This is a genomic window from Methanobrevibacter intestini (genome assembly GCF_047402955.1).
In the GTDB taxonomy this organism is placed as follows: domain Archaea; phylum Methanobacteriota; class Methanobacteria; order Methanobacteriales; family Methanobacteriaceae; genus Methanocatella; species Methanocatella intestini.
The window spans coordinates 94,570-119,142 of the sequence record NZ_CP187956.1 but is presented as its reverse complement, the minus strand read 5'-3'; the positions used below and the strand labels follow the sequence as shown (position 1 = coordinate 119,142).

Annotated in this window: 21 protein-coding genes; 15 read left to right on the top strand and 6 right to left on the bottom strand. The window is 30.1% G+C overall.

Annotation, left to right across the window (positions count from 1 at the left end; all coding sequences use genetic code 11):
• Positions 1-2: 2 nt before the first annotated feature.
• The gene (gene uvrC / locus ACMC9J_RS00625; RefSeq protein WP_019267084.1) at positions 3-1,754 is read left to right on the top strand and encodes an excinuclease ABC subunit UvrC; all 1,752 of its coding nucleotides are present in this window, start codon (positions 3-5) and stop codon (positions 1,752-1,754) included.
• Positions 1,755-1,825: 71 nt separating this feature from the next.
• On the opposite strand, the gene ACMC9J_RS00620 is transcribed toward uvrC, so the two are convergent.
• Positions 1,826-3,169, bottom strand: coding sequence for an IS4 family transposase (locus ACMC9J_RS00620; protein ID WP_427003342.1), 1,344 nt, complete (start codon positions 3,167-3,169; stop codon positions 1,826-1,828).
• Between the two features lie 271 nt (positions 3,170-3,440).
• Here ACMC9J_RS00620 and ACMC9J_RS00615 point away from each other — a divergent pair, with 271 nt between their 5' ends.
• On the top strand, positions 3,441-4,034 hold the full coding sequence (locus ACMC9J_RS00615) for a zinc-ribbon domain-containing protein (protein WP_019265493.1): 594 nt from the start codon (positions 3,441-3,443) through the stop codon (positions 4,032-4,034).
• Here ACMC9J_RS00615 and ACMC9J_RS00610 read toward each other — a convergent pair.
• On the bottom strand, positions 4,031-4,330 hold the full coding sequence (locus ACMC9J_RS00610) for a hypothetical protein (RefSeq protein ID WP_019267085.1): 300 nt from the start codon (positions 4,328-4,330) through the stop codon (positions 4,031-4,033). The genes ACMC9J_RS00615 and ACMC9J_RS00610 overlap by 4 nt on opposite strands.
• Before the next feature lie 87 nt (positions 4,331-4,417).
• On the opposite strand from ACMC9J_RS00610, the gene ACMC9J_RS00605 reads away from it, so the two are divergent.
• The 12 genes from ACMC9J_RS00605 (at position 4,418) to serS (ending at position 19,305) form a co-directional block, all read left to right on the top strand.
• On the top strand, positions 4,418-6,121 hold the full coding sequence (locus ACMC9J_RS00605) for an ATP-binding cassette domain-containing protein (protein ID WP_427003354.1): 1,704 nt from the start codon (positions 4,418-4,420) through the stop codon (positions 6,119-6,121).
• 4 nt (positions 6,122-6,125) lie between these two features.
• Complete coding sequence (locus ACMC9J_RS00600) at positions 6,126-6,551, top strand: universal stress protein (protein WP_019267087.1); 426 nt, start codon at positions 6,126-6,128, stop codon at positions 6,549-6,551.
• A gap of 94 nt (positions 6,552-6,645) precedes the next feature.
• Positions 6,646-6,813: a 4Fe-4S binding protein gene (locus tag ACMC9J_RS00595; RefSeq protein WP_004033656.1), complete on the top strand. Its 168-nt coding sequence runs from the start codon at positions 6,646-6,648 to the stop codon at positions 6,811-6,813.
• A gap of 12 nt (positions 6,814-6,825) precedes the next feature.
• Positions 6,826-8,007 carry an NAD(P)/FAD-dependent oxidoreductase gene (locus ACMC9J_RS00590; protein ID WP_019265497.1) on the top strand — a complete coding sequence of 394 codons (1,182 nt, stop codon included), beginning with the start codon at positions 6,826-6,828 and terminating at the stop codon, positions 8,005-8,007.
• Between the two features lie 9 nt (positions 8,008-8,016).
• On the top strand, positions 8,017-8,985 hold the full coding sequence (gene galE, locus ACMC9J_RS00585; protein WP_303999939.1) for a UDP-glucose 4-epimerase GalE: 969 nt from the start codon (positions 8,017-8,019) through the stop codon (positions 8,983-8,985).
• 9 nt (positions 8,986-8,994) lie between these two features.
• Entirely contained in the window at positions 8,995-9,873 is an 879-nt protein-coding gene (locus tag ACMC9J_RS00580; RefSeq protein ID WP_019267090.1) for a hypothetical protein, read from the top strand.
• 49 nt (positions 9,874-9,922) lie between these two features.
• Positions 9,923-11,365 (top strand): amidophosphoribosyltransferase, encoded by a 1,443-nt coding sequence (gene purF / locus ACMC9J_RS00575; protein ID WP_019265501.1) that lies wholly within the window; start codon positions 9,923-9,925, stop codon positions 11,363-11,365.
• 6 nt (positions 11,366-11,371) lie between these two features.
• Entirely contained in the window at positions 11,372-12,610 is a 1,239-nt protein-coding gene (locus ACMC9J_RS00570; RefSeq protein ID WP_295872311.1) for a peptidase U32 family protein, read from the top strand.
• 5 nt (positions 12,611-12,615) lie between these two features.
• Positions 12,616-13,128, top strand: coding sequence for a CDP-alcohol phosphatidyltransferase family protein (locus tag ACMC9J_RS00565; protein ID WP_427003353.1), 513 nt, complete (start codon positions 12,616-12,618; stop codon positions 13,126-13,128).
• Position 13,129: 1 nt separating this feature from the next.
• Entirely contained in the window at positions 13,130-13,927 is a 798-nt protein-coding gene (gene cfbC / locus ACMC9J_RS00560; RefSeq protein WP_094516534.1) for a Ni-sirohydrochlorin a,c-diamide reductive cyclase ATP-dependent reductase subunit, read from the top strand.
• 212 nt (positions 13,928-14,139) lie between these two features.
• Entirely contained in the window at positions 14,140-17,826 is a 3,687-nt protein-coding gene (locus ACMC9J_RS00555) for an Ig-like domain repeat protein (RefSeq protein WP_427003352.1), read from the top strand.
• A 201-nt stretch (positions 17,827-18,027) separates the two neighbouring features.
• The gene (serS, locus tag ACMC9J_RS00550; RefSeq protein WP_094516532.1) at positions 18,028-19,305 is read left to right on the top strand and encodes a serine--tRNA ligase; all 1,278 of its coding nucleotides are present in this window, start codon (positions 18,028-18,030) and stop codon (positions 19,303-19,305) included.
• An 11-nt stretch (positions 19,306-19,316) separates the two neighbouring features.
• On the opposite strand, the gene ACMC9J_RS00545 is transcribed toward serS, so the two are convergent.
• Entirely contained in the window at positions 19,317-20,597 is a 1,281-nt protein-coding gene (locus tag ACMC9J_RS00545; protein ID WP_019268248.1) for a zinc-ribbon domain-containing protein, read from the bottom strand.
• Between the two features lie 119 nt (positions 20,598-20,716).
• Between ACMC9J_RS00545 and ACMC9J_RS00540 the strand changes: the two genes are divergently transcribed.
• Positions 20,717-21,232 carry a ferritin gene (locus ACMC9J_RS00540; protein ID WP_427003351.1) on the top strand — a complete coding sequence of 172 codons (516 nt, stop codon included), beginning with the start codon at positions 20,717-20,719 and terminating at the stop codon, positions 21,230-21,232.
• 22 nt (positions 21,233-21,254) lie between these two features.
• On the opposite strand, the gene ACMC9J_RS00535 is transcribed toward ACMC9J_RS00540, so the two are convergent.
• The 3 genes from ACMC9J_RS00535 to ACMC9J_RS00525 form a co-directional block, all read right to left on the bottom strand.
• Positions 21,255-21,692: an ACT domain-containing protein gene (locus ACMC9J_RS00535; protein ID WP_250416131.1), complete on the bottom strand. Its 438-nt coding sequence runs from the start codon at positions 21,690-21,692 to the stop codon at positions 21,255-21,257.
• Positions 21,693-21,702: 10 nt separating this feature from the next.
• Entirely contained in the window at positions 21,703-23,004 is a 1,302-nt protein-coding gene (locus ACMC9J_RS00530; RefSeq protein ID WP_019268493.1) for a phenylacetate--CoA ligase family protein, read from the bottom strand.
• A gap of 128 nt (positions 23,005-23,132) precedes the next feature.
• Entirely contained in the window at positions 23,133-24,476 is a 1,344-nt protein-coding gene (locus tag ACMC9J_RS00525) for an IS4 family transposase (protein WP_427003342.1), read from the bottom strand.
• Between the last annotated feature and the right edge of the window lie 97 nt (positions 24,477-24,573).

The following is a 24,573-nucleotide window of genomic DNA, read 5'->3' as shown; positions in this document are numbered from 1 at the left end:
TCATGTCAACAAAAGTTAAATCTCCGGAAAATTTACCTAAAAAACCGGGTGTTTATATAATGAGAGATGCCAATGATGAAATTATTTACATTGGCAAAGCTAAAAACCTTATTAACAGAGTCAGGTCTTATTTCAGAGAAAAACTGGACAGGCCCAAAACTCAAATTTTAATGAGTCATTTTGACAGTTTGGAATATATTGTAACTAATTCTGAAAAGGAAGCTCTTATATTAGAAGCTAATCTTATTAAAAAACATCGTCCAAGGTATAATATACAGCTTAAGGATGATAAAAGATATCCTTATGTTAAAATTACAACTGAGAAATATCCAAGGTTAATTATCACAAGAAACATTACAAAAAATGGAATATATTATGGCCCATTTACAGATGTAACTTCTGTTAAAAAGACAGTAAAATTCTTAAAATCATTATTTAAAATTAGAACTTGTCGAAATATGGATGGGCCTTGCTTAAATTCTCAGATTGATTTATGTTATGCTCCATGTTCCGGTGAAATTTCAAAAGAGGAGTATGATGAAATAATCAGTAAAATTGATTTGTTTTTTCAGGGAAAGTATTCTGTCATTGTTAAAAATCTTAAAAAAGAAATGGCGAAGGCAGCTGAAAATGAGCAGTTTGAAAAGGCAGCTGTTTTAAGAGATCAGATAACTTCCATTGAAGAAATTATGGAAAAGCAGTTTGTTGATTTGGTAGATGATGATTTGGATCAGGATGTAATAGCTATTGCTCCTAATGATAACGAAGTTGTAGTTATTATAATGCCTATCAGAAACGGTAAAATTGTTGGGCGTGATGACTTTTTAATGAGCGGATCACAATACGAATCAAATTCTGAAATATTATTTGCATTTATTCAGCAATATTATGGATTTAATCGCCATATTCCAAAACAGATTCTTTTAAATGAACCTATTGATGATGCTGAATTGCTTGAAGAATGGTTAGGTGACTTAAGAGGTAATAAAGTTTATATTAAAGTGCCTATGAAAGGTGTAAAGCTCAGACTTGTTAATATGGCTCAAAAAAATGCTGAAATTATCAAGCATCAGAAGAAAGCTATGGAAAATTCATTGATCGAACTTAAAAAGTATCTGAAGCTTGATAAACTTCCAAGAATTATTGAGGGTTATGATATAAGTAATATTTCAGGTAAATTTGCTGTTGGTTCAAAAGTTTCTTTTAAAAATGCGAAACCAAATAAAAAGAAATATAAACGTTTTAAAATTGAAACTCCGGGACCTAATGATTTTGCTATGATGAAAGAATTGTTAACACGTCGTTTAAAAATGATTGACACAGATGAAGAGCCTGATTTAATTGTTATTGATGGTGGTAAAGGTCAGTTAGGTATGGCTTGTGAGGTTTTAGATGAGCTTAATTTGGCCCACATTCCTATTATTGGGCTAGCTAAGGAATTTGAAGAAATTTATATTCCTAATTCTAAACGGCCAATTATTATTCCTAAAAATAATAAAGCTTTGCATTTGCTTCAGCAGGTTAGAGATGAATCTCACAGATTTGCAATCACATACCATAGAAAATTAAGAAGTGATAATATAAGTGAATCTTCATTAGATGATATTCCGGGCATTGGTAAAAAACGTAAGATTAATATTTTAAAGGAATTTGGAACTATTGACAATGTTAAAAATGCTTCTGTTGATGAATTAGCTAAAATAAAAGGTATGAATAAGAAAGCAGCTGCTAATGTTTATGATTATTATCATTAGTCATTCTTATTTGATTTTTTATAAAATTCTATTTTTTTTCCATTGCTGTCAAGTTAAGGTTTTGCATTTTTTTAAAAGCTGTTTTGGATGTTTGATTTGCATTTTTTGTGATAATATTTCTTTTTATCTCTTTCTTTGTTTGTTGGTGCTTTGATTTTTGTGTATACTAGGTCTTTTCTTGCTATGTCTAGTATTTCTTCTACTATTTGTTTTATTTCTTCTTTATCGTCTGTTAGGAGCCGGGGCATTTCTTCTTTTATGTTTCCGATAAGTGTGTTTACATTGCTTTTGTAAACATATTTGTATTTTGTTGTTTCTTTTGGTTTTCGTGTTATTTCTTCTTCTGCGTCATGTTTGAGTGCTATTAGTATATTTAATAGGTATATGTGGCTGTAGAAGTCTTGTTCGATGATTATTTTCTTTTTTCCTGTGAATTTTTCAATGTGGAGTTTGTTTTTTAATCTGTCGTAGTTTTTTTCTATTGTCCATCTTGTGCCATATAATTCTTTTAATTCTTCTGGTGTTGCTATTTCTTTGGGTAAATTGGTAAATAGTGTTTCTGTTTCTCCGGTTTTGAGTTTTACGAATACTATTCTGACTTTTATTTCTCGTGTTTTTCTTGCGAATTTTTTTACTTCTTCTGTGAAAAAATTGTTGATTTGTGCTTTTTTTATGTTGATTTCGTGTGTTTCGTCGGTTTTTCCTTCTTTTTTCATTTTATTTTGTTGTTTTTTAAATGTGTGTGTTTTTCCACGTATTATGAAGTAAGAGTCTAATAGCATGGTTTTGAACATTATTTCTATGGAGTTATAGAATCTATCATAGGTTGTTATTGTCTTTGTGAGGTCTATTTTATTTTTTGCATCGTCTAAGTGCATTAATGCGTGTTCTATTTCGCTGGTGCTTTTATTGGTTATGTTTGATGAGATTATGAAGTCCCATTTTGTATCGGCCATGCAAGAGATTCTTGCAGTTGATGTATCTTTATTTAGTTCAGTTTTTTCTGGAATTTCAAATTCTTCTCTTGTTATTTTTGTGTTTGGGATTTCAACAATTGATCCATCAATTGCATAGACGTTAAAACCTTTGAAAGTTGTCATTTCGTCTTTATGAGCATATATTTTTGAAATTAAGCTGTCATTCATGTCAATATAAACTTGAGGATCAATAAATTGTCTTTTTTCAGAAACTGCTTGTTTAGTAATTCTAACACCTCTATCGTTCAATTCGTTTCTTAAAAAACGATTAATCTCAATAGATGTTGTTTTTTTATTATTGCACAATGGATATTTAATAATTGACTCTAAACTCAATTTTCCTTTTCGAGTAAAAGCAACATCACTTAATACATATTTTCGTTCAACAAAATTATTAAAATTTCCGAATTCATCTGAAACTATCCTACTTAAAAACATGCCTAAATCAACTCCAATTTAACTATATCAAACTAAAATAAACTAACATACTTAAATAAATATATATAATTACTAATAAATAAAATTAACTATAAAAAATACTTAAAATTAAATATAATTAAAATAAAAATAGATACAATTAAAATAAAAAGAATATAACAAGTTATAAAATAAATAAGCAAAAAATAAGAATAATTAAATGAAAAAAAACTAAAAATCAAAAAAAGCTTAGCTTGACAGCAATGTTTTTTTTCAATTAGATTTAAATATGATGAATTTTAATAAGTTTTATACAGTAAAAACAATTTATTGGGAATTAGATACTATGGTTAAGTGTCCGAGATGTGGATATGAAAATAACGATATTTCAGTATATTGTGAAAATTGTACATATCCTATTAAAAATCCACAAACTGCTAATTCTGATAATAAATCAGACAATGGATGGAATATTAGCACAGGTAAAAAAATAGCTATTGTTTTAGGAATTGTGGTAATAGCATTATTATTATTTTCATTTATTTATAACTCAACTCAGCCGGATAATAAAAGTTCATTAAATGTTATTTCTGCTGATGAAAAAGTACAGGAAGGTTCCAATTATCCTTATCAGGCACATATAATGTATAATGGAACCTGGTCAGGTAAAGTAGGAGATCCAAATTATATTCGTGAAGTATCAGGTCATGGTGATGAATCATACAATTTAGATTGTGCACCATGGGATAAAGTAAATATTGTAATTGAAAAATCAGACGGCAGTTCTAATGAACTTAAAGTAGAACTTCTTAAAAATGGAAATGTAGTAGCTGAAAACTCAACTACTAGTTCAACAGGTAGTGTGGTTATTAATTATAATTATTAGTTGGAAACTTCATTAACTTTAGCTTCTAATAATTCAATAAGCTCTTCAGTTTTATATATCCTTATTTCTTCTTTATCTGGTTGGAATATTTTTATAAATGTAATTAAATCATGGCATAACTGATCATATTGGATATTGAAAGTATTGAAATTAGACAATAAGGCAATTACTTTTTCCTGGTTCAAATCACTATTTTCTTTTAATATTCTTTCAATATTTGCAAAATGTGTTTCAATCATTAGCTTGTCATTTTCTAAAGTGTCAATATATTCTTGAATTTTATTGTTATTAGTCATTTTAATCACTTATTTTAAAATATATTTAATTAAAATATATATAGCTTCAATTATAAAATTATTTATATTATTGTTGGGGCATAAAAAATGATTAAAGTTGACAATATTAGTAAAACATATGAATTAGATAACAAAGATAAAGTTATCGGAATTAAAAATATTAGTTTTGAAGTTAAAGAAGGAGAAATCCTTGGAATAATGGGAAGAAGCGGTTCTGGTAAAACTACTCTTTTAAGATTGCTTAGAGGAGTTGAAGAACTCGATGAAGGATGCATAACTGTTGGTGATGCAACTGTTCATGCTGGTGATTCTCAATTTTATTATAATCAACTTAAAAAAGAAACAGCTATTCATCTTCAAAGGTCATTCGGTATATGGCCGGAAACAGTTCGTGAAAATGTTTTAAGAAAATTATATGCTCGTAAATATTTTGATGAAGAAAGCACGGATTTTAATGTAGCTGAAAGTGAATTTGGTGATGAAGCAGATAAGATATTGGACATGGTTTCTTTAACTGATAAAGCTGATCATTATGCTGCCGTATTAAGTGGTGGTGAAAAACAAAGATTGATTATAGCTAGACAGCTTGCAAAACAGCCAAAAGTATTGCTTCTTGATGAACCTGCTACAATGGCATGCCCTAAAACAAAACAAGAAATTCTTGATGCTGTTAAAAAGATTAATGAAGAATTAAATATTACAGTTGTTGTTGTGTCTCATTTACCTGAAATTCAAAGATATTTGGCGGATAGAGTTATTTTACTTGAAAATGGTGAAATTAAAAAAGACGGCAATCCTGATGATATTATTGATGAGTTTTTAAGTAAAATGGAAGCCCCTGTAGATATTGAAAACATTTCAACTGATAAAACCGTTATTAAAGTAGAAAATATTTATAAAAGGTTCTATCTGTTCTCTGGAGGAGAAGTTTTACAGATTAAGGATGTAAACTTTGATGTCAAAAATGAAAATATTGTAAGTCTTATTGGTCCTAGTGGAGCAGGTAAAACAGTTTTACTTAGAATGCTGGCTGATTTGGAATTGTCTGATAAAGGAAAGGTTGTTTATGAAGTAGATGGCGATTGGGTAGATATTTCAATGCCAAGTATGCAACGTATGGATGTAAGAAGAAAATTAGGTTTTATGTATCAGGAATTTGCCCTAAGTTATTATGCAACTGTTTTAAGTCAATTAGCTACTCGTTTAGGTTATAAAAATCAGAATGTTGTAAAACAGGCAAGAAAAAAAGCTGAAAAATTAGGATTAGGCGAAGAATTATTGGACTCACTTTATGCTTTAATTGATTTGCCTGAAAGTGAAGCAAGAGACCTTTTAGCTAAAATTGGTTTAATGCCAGATATTTTAGAAGATTTATTCCCTAAATTCCCGGAAACAGCTACTAAAGAAGCAGTAAAAGATATTTTTGAATTGCTTGATTTGCCTTTGGATATTTTATATAGAAAATCATATGAATTATCCGGTGGTCAGGAAGTTAGAGTAATGCTTGCTTTGATTTTAATTTCAAAACCTGAATTCCTACTTTTAGATGAACCGTTTGGTGATTTAGATCCAATTACTTTAAGGATTGTAGCCAACTCTCTTAAAAAAATATCTAAGGAATATAATATTACCATTATAATGATTTCACATAATACTGACTTTGTTAAGGAAGTAAGTAATAGAACTCTCCTTATGGAAGACGGCAAAATAGTAGATGATAGTGAAGATGTTGATAAGGCTGTTGACAACTTTATTAACTTATGTCATGCTGATTATTTAAAGGAGAATTAATTAAATGTTTGATATTATTGCAGTTCCTGTTGATGGGTCTGAATATGGATATGAGGCAGCTGACGTAGCTATTGAAATAGCTAAAAAATTTGGTTCCAAAATAGCTGCTATTCATGTTTTGGAAGAATTTTCTTTTAGCAGTTATGATGAATCAGAAGACAGCGGTGATGAAATTTTAGCAAAAGTTACTGAGAAAGCTAATGCTGAAGGAATAGAAACTGTTGAGCATTTATTAACTGCTGATGCTTTAAGAGACATGAAATTTATTATTAATCAGACCTGTGCTGATTTAGTTGTTATTCATGCATTTGGTTCAGATAACAAAAGATTTGTTTCTTTTGAAGAAAATGAAGTATCTCAAAATCAGATTGGTTCCGTTAGTGAAAGGCTTTTAAGAACTTCTGATGTTCCTGTTGTTTTAGTTAGATAAAAAGTTGTGTAAAAGAATTTAAATATTATAATAAACTTAATTATTCATAACATAAACTATTTTATTTTTTATAAAAAAAGGAGACTCTTAATTTATGATTGTAAAAGATTGGTGCTCATTCTGTGGAGAATGTGCAGGTGTTTGTCCGAGAAATTTAATACAAGTTAAAGAGTATAGCTTAGTATTTGATGAAAGTGAGTGTAGAGAATGTAGTACATGCGTTGATGCTTGTCCTATTAATGCTTTGGAGAAAGAAGATTAGGGAGATTATTCTATGATTGAAACTGATGTATTAGTAATTGGTGGAGGACCAGCAGGTTCTTCAGCAGCAAAACATGCAGCTCTTGGTGGAGCAAAAGTTATTTTAGTTGATAAAAGATCTGAAATAGGTGCTCCAAAAAGATGTGCTGAAGGTGTTTCTAAAAAAGGTCTTGCAAAACTTGGTATTGAACCAAGCCCACGCTGGATTACTAAAGAAATTGATGGAGTAAGACTTACTTCTCCTGATGGAACTGATGTATGGTTAACAGAAGAAGAAATTGAATTGCCTGAAGCAGGTTACATTCTTGAAAGAAAAGTATTTGATAAACATATGGCTATGGATGCTGCAAGAGCTGGAGCTGAAATCAGAATCAAAACTTTAGCTACTGGAATGGATAAAATTGAAGATGGTTTCATTGTTTCTACAGAATCTATGGGTAAAACTGAAGAAATTAAAGCTAAAATAGTAATTGCTGCAGATGGTCCTGAAGGTCATGTTGCAAGATGGGCTGGTCTTAAAGGTAGTGCTAAAGCTAAAGAAATGGAATCTGGAGTTCAATATGAAATGGTAAATGTTGAATTTGACAGGGAAGCAGTTATTGAATTCTATTTCGGTTCATGTGCACCTGGAGGATATGTATGGATTTTCCCTAAAGGTGATGACATAGCTAATGTAGGTTTAGCTATTCTCCAGCATAAAGCAACAAAACCAGCTATTGAATACTTAGATGATTTTATAGCTAAATGTCCAGCAACTAAAAATGCTCAGGCTGTTGAATTAAATGTTGGTGGAGACCCTGTTGGTGGAATGCCTAAAAAAATGTATGATGATAACATTTTGGTTTGTGGGGATGCAGCAGGTCAGGTAAACCCATTAACCGGTGGAGGAATCATCAGCGGTATGACTGGAGGAATGTATGCAGGTCAGGTCGCTGCTGAATCTATTAAAGAAGGTAATCATTCTAAAAAATTCCTTAAAAAATATGACAAAATAGCTCGTGATGATTTATCTCATGAAATTGACAAATATAAAAAAGTTCAGGAGTACATGTTAACTTTATCTGATGAAGAACTTGACAATATTGCTCATGCATTCCAGGATGTTAACTTTGAGAAAATTTCAACTACTGAACTTGTTAAAGCTTTAGTTAAAGTGTCTCCTAAAGCTTTATTGAAATTAGGTAAATTTATTTAAGGTGATTTTGTGATTCTAGTTACTGGTGGAGCAGGTTACATAGGTGCTCATACTAATAAAGCCCTAAATCAGGCAGGTTATGAAACTGTCGTTGTTGATAATCTTGTTAAAGGTTATGAAGACTTTGTTAAATGGGGACATTTTGAAAACTACAACTTTGGAAGTAAAGATTTAAGAGAAGTTTTTGAAAAGTATGATATTGATGGGGTCTTGCACTTTGGAGCATTTTCATCAGTAGCTGAATCCGTTGAATTACCTCAAAAATATTTTAAAAATAACTATAAAAATACAATTAATCTTTTACAAATAATGAGAGAATTTGGTGTTAATAAGTTTATTCTCTCATCTACTGCTGCAGTATATGGAAACCCTGAAAAGGTTCCTATTACAGAAGATCAGGAATTAAAACCAATTAATCCATACGGTCATTCTAAATTCATAACTGAAAAGGCATTGGAACGTGAAGCTGCAAAAGGAGATTTTAATTATGTGGCTTTAAGATATTTCAATGCTGCAGGATGTGATTTTGATTGTGAAATTGGGGAATTACATGAACCGGAAACTCATTTAATTCCTTTAGTATTAGATGCAGCTATTGGAAGAAGAGATTCCATTTCTATTTTTGGAACTGATTATAATACTCCTGATGGAACATGTGTCCGTGATTATATTCATGTAAATGATTTGGCTAAAGCTCACATTGATGCTTATGAATATTTATGTAATGAAAACGAATCTAATGTATTTAATTTAGGTAATGGAAAAGGATTTTCTGTTAAAGAAGTAATTGACATGGTTAAAAAAGTAACTGGAAAAGATTTCCCGGTTAAATTAGATGAACGCCGTGAAGGAGATCCTGATATTTTAATAGCTGATGCAACAAAAATTAAAGATAAATTAGGTTGGACTCCACAGTACGATTTGGAAACTATTGTTGAATCTGCTTGGAACTGGCATAAAAAAATATATCAGGACTAGGTTATAGCTATGGAAAATGAAAATAGCGTAATTTCAAAAGTTGATGTACGTATAATTGTGTCCGGATTGGATATTGCTGAAGTTGTATCTAAATCTGTAGATAATACTCAGCTTGAAAATGATTATAATATAATTGTTTCTTCAATTATTCCTACAAATAATTTTGAAATAGCAAAAAAAGTAGCTGCTGGTGGAGATATTATTCTCATTGGAGGTTATGGCCAGGATGAGAATTACAATTTACTTTTCAATGATTTAAAAACTGATTTTAATCATGTTGGATTATTTGATTATAATAACATTATTAAAAATGAAACTGTTGACTCAAATTTAGCCGCTAATGAAATATTGAATTCAATTATACGTGCAGCTTTATCTTATTCTTTAAATTTAGTTAATGTACATACTTTAGAAAATAAATTATTAAATTTAACTCATAAATACAATAGCTTACTTGATGATTACAATAAACTTATTGAAGATTATGATGTTGTATCTTTAAAAAATAAGGAATTGCAGGAAACTATTGATAATTTAAAATCTGATTTTACTTCTTTCAAGTCCCGTTATGAGGATATTTACTCAAAGGAATTTCTTGAAATTTACAATTTAAATGATTTGTGGCAGGAAGTCTTTAGAGAAAATCTTGCAGATGCAGATAAAGTTACAATAGCTACAAATAAGTTTAAACCGGAAAATATTATTGTTGGTCAGGGTTATATTGGTGCTCAGTCAAGACAGGATGCAATAGACTGGCTGAAAATTATTAAAACAGCTTTAATCTTTGTTGGAAATGATGAAGAGGATTTAAAAAAAGATTTAAATAAAACTTCAGAAGTTGAAGATGATTATGATATCTCAAATAATTTTGAAAATTTTTGGGATTAAATCACTATAATTTTATACTACTAAAAAGAAAATTTATAATTAATATTATATGATATATGGGAGATTGTCAATGCAAGGGGAAATGCAAGATAAATGTGGTGTTGTGGGAATACATTCTGTAGATGATTCTAAGGATGTTTCTTCTTTGGTTTATTATTGTTTATATGCTCTTCAGCATAGGGGTCAGGAATCTGCAGGAATGGCTACTTTTAGTCCAGATAAGGGATTAAATTATTACTGTGGTATGGGTTTAGTGACTGATGTTTTTAAGGATTATGAAATTAATAATCTTCAGGGAAACATGGCTATTGGTCATGTAAGGTATTCAACTACAGGCGAATCCAAACTTGAAAATTCACAACCTTTTGTAACTGATTTTGATGATGGGTTTATAGCTATGGCTCATAATGGAGATATTGTAAATTCCGCTGAATTAAGAGATGAGCTTATTCGTGAAGGTTATGAGTTTAAATCAGGTACAGATTCTGAAGTAATCTGTTATATGTTAAGAAAGGAACATTATGCTAATGGTAAAAGTATTATAGAATCCATTGAAGCAGTTTCTAAAAAATTAGTAGGATCATATGCATTAACTATACTTGTTAATGGTGAGTTATATGGGGTTCGAGGTCCTGCTGGAATAAAACCTTTAGCAATAGCTAAAAGAGGGGATGATTTTATTATAGCTTCTGAAACTGTTGCTTTTGATGTAATTAATGCTGAATTCATAAGGGATGTAAAACCTGGAGAAATTATATATTTTGAAAATAATGAAATTCGCAGTTCCATGCTGGAATTGGCCGATTCAACTCCTCTTGCTCATTGCATGTTTGAATATGTTTACTTTGCAAGACCTGACAGTACAATTGATAATGTTAATGTATATCAGACACGATTAAACATTGGAAAACAGTTATATGAACAGTTTCCGATTGATGCTGATGTAGTTATTCCTGTACCTGATTCTTCAATTCCTGCAGCTATCGGGTATTCAAGAGCTTCTGGAATTACTTATGGTGAAGGTTTAATTAAAAACAGGTATGTTGGAAGGACTTTTATCATGCCTACTCAGGAAGAACGTGAACTGGCTGTCAGACTTAAATTAAATCCAATTAAAGAAGCTATTAAAGGTAAAAAAATAGTTTTAATTGATGACAGTATTGTTCGAGGAACAACTTCCAAATCTTTAATTGATTTTGTAAAGGAATCAGAACCTGCTGAAATACACTTCTTGGTAGGCTGTCCTCCGGTTATAGCTCCGTGTTATTATGGTGTAGCTATGGCAAGTAAAAAAGAATTAATTGCAGCTAATTATTCTGTTGAAGAGATAAGGCAACAGTTAGATATTGATACTTTAGGATATATCAGTTTGGAATCACTGGTAAAAGCTATTGGAATGCCTAAAGAAGATTTATGTTTGGGCTGTTTAAATGAATGTTATCCGACAGAGCTTCCTGATGATATTGAAGCTGAAACATATTATAAACCTTAAGATATTATGGTTGAATTGTTATCTCCTGCAGGAAATTTTATTTCCCTTAGGGCAGTTTTAGAAAATGGGGCGGATGCCACTTATTTTGGTCTTGATGACTTTAATATGAGGGCAAATGCTAAAAATTTTTCTTTAAATGATTTATCTGAAGTTTCTAAAATAGCTAAAGAATATTCAGCCAAAACTTATTTGTGCAGCAATGTTGTTTTAAATGAAGATAGAGCTATGGAATTGAAAAATAACCTGGGGGAAATTGCAGCATCTGAAATTGATGGGATTATTTTATCAGATATAGGATTAATAGAAGAAGTTGTCGGCAACGGACTTGAAGCACATATAAGTGTTCAGGAAAATATTTCCAATTCTTTCATCTTAAAAACACTTAAGAAGTTAGGTGCTAAAAGAGCTATTTTATCAAGGGAACTTAGTTTGGAAGATATTAAAAAGACAGTTAAAAATTCTCCAATTGAAACAGAAGTTTTTATACATGGTGCAATGTGCATGGCAATATCTGGCAGATGTTTTTTAAGTTCAGGATTATATGGCCGTAGTGCAAACTGTGGTGACTGTCTGCAGCCATGCCGTAAAAACTGGACGATGACTTTTGAAGAGGATAATAATGACAGTGTAATAAACCTCTCTGAAGTTAATGACGAGTCATTTGTAATATCCAAATCATATGACGACAGCTACAGAACGAACTTCTTTTCACCAAAGGATATGATGATGATAGAACATATTCCGGAGCTAATTGAAGCGGGAATTGATTCATTTAAAATAGAAGGAAGAGCCAGAAGTCCTGATTATGGTGCAATGGTAACTGATGTTTACAGGCAGGCTATTGATAAGTATTATGAATGTCCTAAAGAGTACAAAATAAATCCTCAATGGATTGAAGAGCTTAAAAGTGTATTTAACCGCGGTTTTGACACCGGATTTTACTTCAACACTCCTTTTGAAACAAGTGAAAATAACCAGTCAAAATTCATTAAAAAAGATATTGGTCAGGTTGTTAATTATTTTAACAAAGTAAAAGTCGCAGAACTTAAAATATGGGATGATTTAGCTATTGGAGATGAAATTTTAATACAGGGAAAAACTACAGGTTCCATAAAACATAAAATTGATTCAATGCAAATCAATGGTGAAAATGTTGAAAATGTTGAAAAAGGTAATAATGTGGGAGTAGCTATTTCAACAAAAGTAAGGGAGCATGATTTTGTTTATAAACTAGTTAAAAGGTAATATTTATGAATAAACGGCATTTGGCAGATACTTTAAGTTTGTCCAGGATAATTTTCGGAATTTTATTTGCTTATGGTGTTTTTTATTTAAACAGCAATCTGTTCGTTATACTGGTTATTTACTTTTTAGCTGTTTTAAGTGATGTTTTAGATGGCAGAATAGCTCGCAGATACAAAATAGATAATAAAAATAATGGGGCAAAAGTAGATGTTTTATCAGATTTTGCATTTATTATATTAAGCTCTTTTGCATTATGTTATGCAAATTTACTGCCCTTTTGGTTTTTAATTATAATAACCTTGAAATTAATAGAGTTTTTCAAAACAAGCTCTGAAGGCTTGGAATATGAAAAATTTGGAACTTTAGTAGCTTTAATGTTTTATGCTCTTCCATGTGTAATTGTTTTATTAAACTTCTTTAAAGTTTCTGTAACTGTAAATTTAATGTTATGCATATTTATTACAGCATGTGCAATTATATCATCAGGTCTAAGAATAATACATAAAAGGAGAAATTAAATTGATTAAAAAGATAGCTATTTATGGAAAAGGCGGAATTGGAAAAAGTACAACAGTAGCTAATTTATCTGCAGTTTATGCAAATAATGATTTGAACTGTTTGGTTATAGGATGTGACCCAAAAGCTGATACAACACGTACATTATGTGGCAGAAGAATCCCGACAGTTGTAGACACACTTAAAAATAACAGAAAACCTGCTGAAGAGGATATTGTTGTAAAAGGATACAATGATATTTTATGTGTTGAAAGCGGAGGTCCTGAACCCGGTGTTGGCTGTGCAGGACGTGGTGTAATAGTAGCTATGAAAAGACTTGAAAACTTAGGGGTTTTTGATAAGGATTTGGATGTAGTCATTTATGATGTACTTGGAGATGTTGTTTGCGGAGGTTTTTCAGTACCTTTACGTGAAAAGTACGCTGATGAAGTAATAATTGTAACTTCCGGAGAATATATGTCTTTATATGCGGCCAATAATATTGTTAAAGGAATTAAAAAACTTAAAGGAAATTTAAGCGGAATAATCTGCAACTGCAGAAATGTTGATCATGAAAAGGAAATTGTCAGTGAATTTGCATCAAAGATAGGCACTCGTATTATTGGAACTATCAATAGAAGTAATTTAATTCAGGAAAGTGAATTAGATGCAAAAACCGTTGTAGAAAAATACCCTGAATCTAAGGAAGCTAATGAATATGATGTCTTAGCTACAAATATTATGGAGAATAAAGTTTTCACAACACCGGAACCTATGGATGATGAGGATTTTGAAAAATTTTTCAAATCATTTTTAGAATAAATTTATAATATCTCTTTTACTTTTTTAAAGCCATATACTATTATTTTTAACAATATATAAATATTTAAATGCATATACATTTGTTTGTATAAGAAGATTGTTTTTATGATGTTTTGTTATTCATGTTTTTTTACGATATTTGTTTCTACATTTTTTTAAAGGAATAAGTATATTGAGAAATAATATTTTTTTATTATTTTGGGAGGTAGAAAATGCTTAAAAGTAAAATTTTAATAATTTCAACTATGATTTTATTCATACTATCTATTTCGGCAGTTAATGCAGAAAATGTAACTTCCAGTATGGTTAATGACACAGTAAATGATGAGTTTCACATAACTGATGGGAAAAATTTAAATGCCACTTCTAATGTGTTATATGATGGAAAAGATGGAAGCGTTTTAGAAAATAAAAACAGTAATAATGCTTTTTTTAAGTATGATGGGAATAATACTGTTGTATCTAAAGAAAAGCCTAAAATGAATGTAATTGCTGAGGACAGTATAATCTTTGGTGAAAATTTAACTGTTAAAGTTGAATTACCTAAGGATGCTAATCCTAGTTGGGTGCTGATGTCTGTTGGTGAAATTTATTATTATGTTAAAATTGACGATGAAGGCGTATCATTATGGAATATGACTGATTTAGAAGCAGGTATTCAATATATTAAAATTGGATATCGGGGCAATAATAAATATGAAGCAGTTGAAGTTTTTCATACTGTAAATGTTATTAAAGCTAATCCAAATCTTAATGTATTTATTAAAGATGTTAACTATGGTGAAAATTTAACTATTTATGCTACTTTAAAAGGTGTAAATAATACTAATTTAACCGGTAATGTAATTGTAACAATTAATAATAAAAATTACTCTGTAGTGGTTATTAACGGTAAGGGAAATGTTTCTGCTGATAAGCTGCCTGTGGGATTGTATAATTTCAGTGCTACCTGGGCTGGAAATGATAACTATAATGGAACTGATATTTCTGGCGGTTTTAAAGTTAATAAAATAGATCCTGCACTTGTTGTTGATGTTAAAGATATTAAAGTTGGGGAAAACGCAACTATTAGTGTTAATTTAGATAGTGATGCTACAGGCAATGTAACTATTACGCTTGATAATCAGAACTATACAGTAGCTATTAATGAAGGTCAGGCAATTAAAGTAATAGGCGGACTTAAAGTAGGTGATTATAATGTAGCTGTTAAATATGGTGGTGATAACAATTATAATGCAGTAAATGTTAATGCAACTTTTACAGTATCTATAATGGTTCCTACAATGGATGTAATTGTTAATAATATTACATTTGGCCAAAATTTAACTGTTGATGTTATTTTACCTAAAGAAGCTAGTGGTAATGTAACTATTACTATTGATAATAAAGATTACATTTCTGTTGTTAAAAATGGTAAAGCCCGCCAAGTTATTTCTAATTTATCTTCTGATAATTATGCACTTTTAGTTAAATATGGGGGCAATAAAGAATATGCTAGTGTTAATTCTACTAAAAACATTAATGTAGCTAAAGCATCACCAAAGCTTGAGGTAGCTATTAAAAATGTGGATTATGGTGAAAATTTAATTATTGAGGTTATATTAAATGGTGCAAATAATGATAAATTAACAGGCATGGTAGATGTGACGATTAATAATAAAAATTACACTGTGGGAGTTGTTAATGGTAGAGGCATAGCTATTGGTGATAAATTACCTGCGGGAGTTTATAATTTTAGTGCTGCTTGGAGCGGAAATGATAATTATAATGGAACGAATACTTCAGGTAGTTTTAAAGTTAATAAAATAGCTCCTAGAATAGATGTACTTGTTAATGATATTGTTTTTGGCCAAAATGCAATTGTTAATATTGTTTTGCCTGAGGATGTTAATGATAATGTCATTTTTTCTGTTGATGATGTTGAAAAAACTCTTGTTATTGTAAATGGTAAAGCTAATTATGCTGTTAAAGATTTAGATTCTGGCAATCATATGATTGTGGTTAAATATGAAGGTAGTGATAAATACACTTCAGTTAATGCAACTAAAAATATTAAAGTAGCTAAAGCAAATGCCTCTTTAAATGTCATTGTTAATGATGTTGATTATGGTAATGTATATGTTATTGACACTGTTTTAACTGGTGTTAATAATGCTAAATTAACTGAAAACATATTTGTCACTATTAATAATAAAAATTACACTGTAGAAGTTGTTAATGGTAAAGGTACTCTTTTAGGAGATAAATTAGGAGCAGGTGTTTATAATTTTAGCGCTATTTGGGATGGAAATGATAATTACAATTTAACTGCTGATTCTGGCAAGTTTAAGATTAATAAAATAAATTCAACAGTTAGTGTTGGTGCTGACGATATTAGAGTTGGTGAAAATGTAACTGTCACAGTTTCTTTAGCTAGTGATACTACTGGAAATGTAACCATTAGTGTTGATAATCAAGTTTATAATGTAGCTATTGAAAATGGCAGTGTAGTTAAAACGATATCTGATTTTAAAGCGGGTATTTATGATGTATTTGTTAAATATATAGGTGATGACAATTATAATAGTGCTCAAAACACAACTAAATTTACTGTATTAAAAATATCTGATTATAATATGGATGTTGCTGTTCCTGAAGCTAAAGAGGGAGTAAATTCTACTGTTGTTGTAGATTTGCCTGAAGATGCAACTGGAACCGTCACTGTTGAAATTGACGGTGAAAATTACACTGCAAATGTAACTAAGGGAACTGCAAAAGTAAATATTCCTGGATTGGGTGTTGGAGAGTATAATATCACTACAACTTACTCTGGTGATGCTAAATATGATTTGATGGCTAAAAAAGGAAACATAACAGTTGTCCCTAATTTTAATTTAAGTGCTGATGATGTTGCAATGTTTTATCATGATGGAACTCCTTTAGTTGCTAAATTAACAGATTCTCAAGGTAAACCAATAGTTAATGCTACTATATACTTCAATATTAATGGTGTGGACTATGCTAAATCTACTGATGCTAATGGTACTGCATCTATGGGACTTAATTTAGAATCTGGTATATATCCAGTAACTGTAACTTATAATGAATCTGATATATACAGCAAAATCTCCAAAAATATCACTGTAACTATTAATCCAACTATTGTAGCTGATAATTTAGTTAAAATGTATCAGAACGCTACAAGATTCTACACTAAATTCACTGACAGCACTGGAAAAGCACTAGCTAACACTACTGTTAAATTTAACATCCATGGAGTATTCTACACTAAAACAACTAATAAAGATGGTGTAACTGATTTAGGTATTATGTTAAGACCTGGAACTTACATTTTAACTGCTTACAACCCTGTAACTGGTGAAGAAAAAGGATTTAACATAACAGTAAAATCATTAATTGCGGCTCATGATATAACTAAATATTATATGAATGCATCTGCTTTTCAAGCAACTATCTATGATAAAAACGGATCCTTAGCAGTAGGTAAAAATGTAACATTTAACATCAATGGTGTATTTTACACTAAAACAACTGATCCAAATGGTGTTGCAAGCTTAGGAATAGCTTTAAGACCAGGAAACTATACCATTACAACAATGTATGATGCTTTGGATGTAGGTAATAATGTAACTGTTATTTCGACTTTAGTAACTAAAGATTTAGATATGAAATATTTAGATGGCAGCAATTTCACTGCTTTAACTCTAGATGGTCAAGGTAAACCATTAGCTAATCAAAATGTATCATTTAATGTAAATGGTGTCTTATATCACAAAGTTACTAATAAAGATGGTATTGCAAGCTTAGGAATCAGATTAATGAGTGGAAAATACATTATTACATCTTACTGGAATGACTTCCAAACAGGAAACACAATAATTATAAGAGATTTTAATTAATCTCTTCTTTCAACTTTAAATTTTTTACATTATCACTTTAAAATGTCTTTTATTTCTAAATACAAACTTTTAAAAGATTTTTTTAAAATTTTTTCAAGTTTATATGTCTAAAAACTTTTCAAGCTTTTTTTATAAAATCATTAAATATAAAAAATAAAAAAAATAAATTATAATATGATTAACTAATTAGGGGACACATATTTGTTAGATATAAAATTATTCAGAGAAAATCCGGAATTAATTTTTGATTCTGAGAAAAAAAGATTTAGAGGAACAGAAACTGCTGAAAAAGTTATTGAATATGATACTTTATGGAGAGAAGGGGAAAAAAGATTAAACTTTTTACGTTCTGAAAAAAACAGATTATCTAAATCATTTAAAAAAGCTAAAGAAGAAGGTAATTTAGAAGAAGTCATTGCCCAATCTAAGGAAGTAGCTAATGAAATTAAAGAATTAGGGCCTAAAATTGAGGAATATAAAAAATTACGCGATGATTACAGATATAAAGTAGGAAATATTATTGATGAAGATGTGCCGATTTCCGATACTGAAGATGATAATGAAATTGTAAAGAAATACGGTGAAATTCCTGAATTTGATTTTGAACCGTTGAATCATGTAGATTTAATTGAAAAAATTGACGGTGCAGACATGAAAACAGCAGCTCAAATAGCTGGTGCAAGGTTTTATTATTTAAAGCAGGATATTTTACATCTTAATTTAGCTTTGATTCAATTTGCTCTAAATGAATTGGAATCTAAAGGTTATATTCCTCTTCAGACTCCATTTTTCGTTAAAGGTGAAGTAGCTGCAGAAACTTCTGAATTAGGTGAATTTGAAGAAACTTTATATAAAGTAGCTGATGAAGATTTATATTTGATAGCTACTGCAGAACAGACTTTAGCTGCACTTCACAGAGATGAAATTATTGCTCCTGAAGATTTGCCTATTCAGTATTGTGCTCTTTCAACCTGTTTTAGAAAAGAAGCAGGATCTCACGGTAAAGATACTTTAGGAATATTCAGAGTTCATCAGTTTGAAAAAATTGAACAGTTTATTTACACAACTCCGGAAGAGTCCAAAAATGCTCATAAAAAGTTGCTTGAAGTAACTGAAGAAATATATCAGAAATTAGGCCTACATTATCAGGTAGTAGCTATTGTGTCCTCAGCACTTAATGATAATGCAGCTATCAAATATGATCTTGAGGCATGGTTTCCCGGTTCCAAAGCTTACAGAGAATTAGTTTCATGTACTAACTGTAAGGATTATCAGGCAAGAAAAACCAAAACACGTTTTGGAAAAGCAGGTTCCGGAGATGCACAGACTCTACATACTTTAAACAGTACTGCAATAGCTACTGAAAGGACTATCTGCTGTTTACTTGAAAATTATCAGCAGGAAGATGGAAGTGTTAAAGTTCCTGATGTTTTAGTTCCTTATATGGGTGGAAGAACTGTAATTAATGCAGTTAAATAAACCCTCTTTTTTTAATTAATTTTTTTCTTCATAGCAATAAATTCTTCATCAGTTAATAATCCTTTATCATACATTTCAATTAGTTTTTCAAGATTAACAGTTGATTTTGAAGATTCATTTATTTTAGAACTGTTAATTTCCCGGTTTATTAGTTCATTTAAAAATTTTTGTACTTTTAATAATATTTCTGGACGGTATTTGTGAATTAATCTGGAATCATGGGTAACTGCAATGTCAAGAAGTGATGATGTGATTATTTCATTAATTTCATCACTGTAAAGTTCACATTTAAAGGTTTCTCCTGAATCTAATACAAAGTAGTTATCATCGCTAAATAGGGATATATTTTTCCATTTTAGAATAAATTTAGTGTTATTTTCTCTGGATACGGCAATATCAATATCCACATATTTTTTTGAAATATTGATGGTTGTATAACAGTATTTTGCATCCTGTGTTTTAATTTTCTCAGTTTTTACTTCAGTTTTTACACCTGAAGAAGCTGCATATCCTAAAAGTCCGAAACCAAATGTTGCCAGTGCTTTTGTACCTCCCCCGTGTTTATCTGTTGTAATCGGTGTTTTAATAGTTTGGTATTCAGCAGCACTAATCTGTTTTTTGTTTTTAAAGGTTAATCCTTTTGTATTAAATAATTCTTCTATTTGAGGTTTTATTTTATTTAAAGCAGCATTTTCAATATCTTTAAAATTTTCTTTTGTTTCATTTAATATTTTTTCAAAATATGGGATGATATTTTCATTAGGATTATGTATTGCATATTCAATTAGTAAATACAGTATATGGGATTCTTCATCATATGAAATGTTAAAATGGTCTTTTATAAGAATTTTTCTAAAGTTTGTACTGTAATGTGTGGATAATGGAATAAGAATCTGGTTTATATAAAGTAATTGGAAGTTTTCATAAGATAAGTCTCCGAAATAATTCTCTTTTGGTTTTGGAATTTCATTTCCACAATTTTGACAGATACTTGAATCATCATGATATTTTTTACCGCAGGAAGTGCAAAATCTTAAAACATTTGAATCATAAGCCACATCATCAACTATTTTTTTAATTAATGATGTTCCTTTTGGTTGATTTGTGTCATATCCACAAAAACGACAGTATTTCCATTCATTCAATATCTGTTTTTTACAGTTAGGACATTTAATTAAGGTTACTAATGGAAGTATGTCATTTTCATTGTTTTTTTCAATTTTATTTCCACAATTCATACAAAAATTGTCGCTTTCTTCAATTGATGTTCCACAGTTATTACATTTAACCATATTACCACACACTATGTGATTTTTTAATTTTTTAATTTAATATATTTTGTTTATTTTTATTCGTATAATCTCAAATTTTATATAATAGGTATTTCCAATTATTTAGTAAAGGTGATAATATGCTTTCTAATAATATGGAATTAGAATTAAATAAACAAGTAAATGCAGAATTGTATTCTGGATATCTCTATTTGTCAATGGCTTCTTATTTTGAAGATGAAGATTTGCCTGGTTTTGCAAATTGGATGAGAGTACAAGCTCAGGAAGAACTGGAACATGGAATGAAAATCTATGACTATATAATTAGGAGAGGAGCTTCTGTTACTTTGGAAGCTATTGAAGGACCTCAAACTAAATGGGACTCTCCATTAGCTGCATTTGAACATGTATTATCTCATGAACAAACTGTAACTGGTCTTATTAATAATTTAGTTGATATTGCTATTACAGAAAAAGATCATGCTACCAATAATTTCCTGCAGTGGTTTGTTGAAGAACAAGTTGAAGAGGAAGAAAATGCAATGGAATTGGTAGGTAAAGTAAAAAGAGCACAAAATTCTGTTGATTTGATGTATACACTTGACAGTGAACTTGCTAGCCGTGTTTACACTCCACCAGCAGATGATGAAAATTAAAAAGGTAATATTTTACCTTTTTTTATAAGTTATAGACTTCCTCTGGAGGTACTATAACTATTTCATTTTTAATTAAAGCATCTATTAATGCATCTAAATTATCTGTATGCAAAAGTAAGATTGCTTTATCTTTTTTATCATGAGTAAATGCATATAAATACTCTAAATCTAAGTTATTTTCTTTTATAGTTTTTAAAACAAATGACAATCCGCCAGGTGAATCTGTCATTTCAATAGCTACTATGTCAGTTGTTTTGACCAGATAGTTTTCTTCAAGTACTTTTTCTCCTTTTTGAGGATTATCTACTACAACTCTTAAAATACCAAAATCAGAAGTATCTGCAAGTGAAAGAGCTCTTATATTTATATCATTTTCAGATAAAGTTTCAAGAGCATCATATAAGCTTCCTTTTTTGTTTTGCAAGAATATTGATAATTGTTTTACTTTCATACTGTTCATTTTAATCCCCTTAATGTAAATTTCTTTTATCTATAACTCTTTTAGCTTTTCCTTCATATCTTGGAAGGCTTTTTGGTTCAACTAATGTTACTTTTACTCTTATTCCAGTTTCATTTTCAATAGATTTGGCTATTTTGCTTTGAATATTAACCATTTCCTTTACTCCATCAAAGAAAAGGTTTTTAGAAGCTTCCACTTTTACTTCTATTTGGTCTAAAGTTCCAGGTCTTGTAACTATAATTAAATAATGAGGCTCTACATCACCTACTTTAAGTAATGCTTTTTCTATTTGAGATGGGAATATAGCTACTCCTTTTACTTTAATCATATCATCTGCTCTGCCGGTTATTCTGCTCATTCTTGCACTGGTTCTTCCGCATTCACATGGTTCGTAGTTAAGTGAAGTCAGGTCTTTTGTTCTAAATCTGATTATAGGCATTCCTTCTCTTTCAAGGTTTGTTAATACAAGTTCTCCTTTCTGATTTTCTCCTAAGGTTTTGCCGGTTGCTGAATCAATTATTTCGGGATAGTAAATATCTTCAGCTATATGCAATCCTTTTTGAGCACTGCATTCCATTCCTACACCTGGTCCCATAAGTTCAGTTAATCCGTAAATGTTGTATGCAGGTGCTCCAAAGAGATTTTCTAGTTTTTGTCTGATTTCTTCACTCCACATTTCAGCTCCAAATCCGATAGCTTTAAGATTCATATCTTTGGGATTGATTCCGTCATCTTCAGCTACTTCAGCCAAATGAATTCCGTAAGATGGTGTTGCAATTAAACAGGTTACTCCAAAGTCTTTCATTATTTCAATTTGTCTTCTGGTCTGTCCTGTTGATATAGGCACTATTGTTGCTCCAACTTTATGTGATCCGTAATGAACACCAAATCCGCCAGTAAATAATCCGTATCCATGAGTATTTTGGATAATGTCATTTTCACCGATGCCCATCATTCCCAAACCTCTTGCAGTTGTTTCTGCCCAGGTATCCAAGTCTTTTTTGGTATATCCTGATACTACAGGTTTTCCGGTAGTTCCTGAAGAGGAATGTATTTCTTTTATGTCTTTCATATCAACTGCAAAAAGACCATAAGGATAGCTTTCTCTTAAATCATCTTTTGTGATGAACGGTAATTTTTCTATATCTTTTAAAGTTTCAATATCTTCAGGGAAAACTTCACATGCTGTATATTTTTTATTGTAATATGGAATTTTGTCAAAAGCTCGTTTTACTGTTTTTTGAAGCTTTTTCAATTGTAGTTCTTCAAGTTCTTCCCTTGGCATACATTCGATTTTCTCATTCCAAAACATAAATTGGCCTCATTTTATTTTTAATAATATTATATTATGTTTTATTAGCTTTAAATATATTTTTTATTGAATATTATACATTTTTAAAATAAATTTTCATTGCTGTCAAGTTAAGGTTTTGCATTTTTTTAAAAGCTGTTTTGGATGTTTGATTTGCATTTTTTGTGATAATATTTCTTTTTATCTCTTTCTTTGTTTGTTGGTGCTTTGATTTTTGTGTATACTAGGTCTTTTCTTGCTATGTCTAGTATTTCTTCTACTATTTGTTTTATTTCTTCTTTATCGTCTGTTAGGAGCCGGGGCATTTCTTCTTTTATGTTTCCGATAAGTGTGTTTACATTGCTTTTGTAAACATATTTGTATTTTGTTGTTTCTTTTGGTTTTCGTGTTATTTCTTCTTCTGCGTCATGTTTGAGTGCTATTAGTATATTTAATAGGTATATGTGGCTGTAGAAGTCTTGTTCGATGATTATTTTCTTTTTTCCTGTGAATTTTTCAATGTGGAGTTTGTTTTTTAATCTGTCGTAGTTTTTTTCTATTGTCCATCTTGTGCCATATAATTCTTTTAATTCTTCTGGTGTTGCTATTTCTTTGGGTAAATTGGTAAATAGTGTTTCTGTTTCTCCGGTTTTGAGTTTTACGAATACTATTCTGACTTTTATTTCTCGTGTTTTTCTTGCGAATTTTTTTACTTCTTCTGTGAAAAAATTGTTGATTTGTGCTTTTTTTATGTTGATTTCGTGTGTTTCGTCGGTTTTTCCTTCTTTTTTCATTTTATTTTGTTGTTTTTTAAATGTGTGTGTTTTTCCACGTATTATGAAGTAAGAGTCTAATAGCATGGTTTTGAACATTATTTCTATGGAGTTATAGAATCTATCATAGGTTGTTATTGTCTTTGTGAGGTCTATTTTATTTTTTGCATCGTCTAAGTGCATTAATGCGTGTTCTATTTCGCTGGTGCTTTTATTGGTTATGTTTGATGAGATTATGAAGTCCCATTTTGTATCGGCCATGCAAGAGATTCTTGCAGTTGATGTATCTTTATTTAGTTCAGTTTTTTCTGGAATTTCAAATTCTTCTCTTGTTATTTTTGTGTTTGGGATTTCAACAATTGATCCATCAATTGCATAGACGTTAAAACCTTTGAAAGTTGTCATTTCGTCTTTATGAGCATATATTTTTGAAATTAAGCTGTCATTCATGTCAATATAAACTTGAGGATCAATAAATTGTCTTTTTTCAGAAACTGCTTGTTTAGTAATTCTAACACCTCTATCGTTCAATTCGTTTCTTAAAAAACGATTAATCTCAATAGATGTTGTTTTTTTATTATTGCACAATGGATATTTAATAATTGACTCTAAACTCAATTTTCCTTTTCGAGTAAAAGCAACATCACTTAATACATATTTTCGTTCAACAAAATTATTAAAATTTCCGAATTCATCTGAAACTATCCTACTTAAAAACATGCCTAAATCAACTCCAATTTAACTATATCAAACTAAAATAAACTAACATACTTAAATAAATATATATAATTACTAATAAATAAAATTAACTATAAAA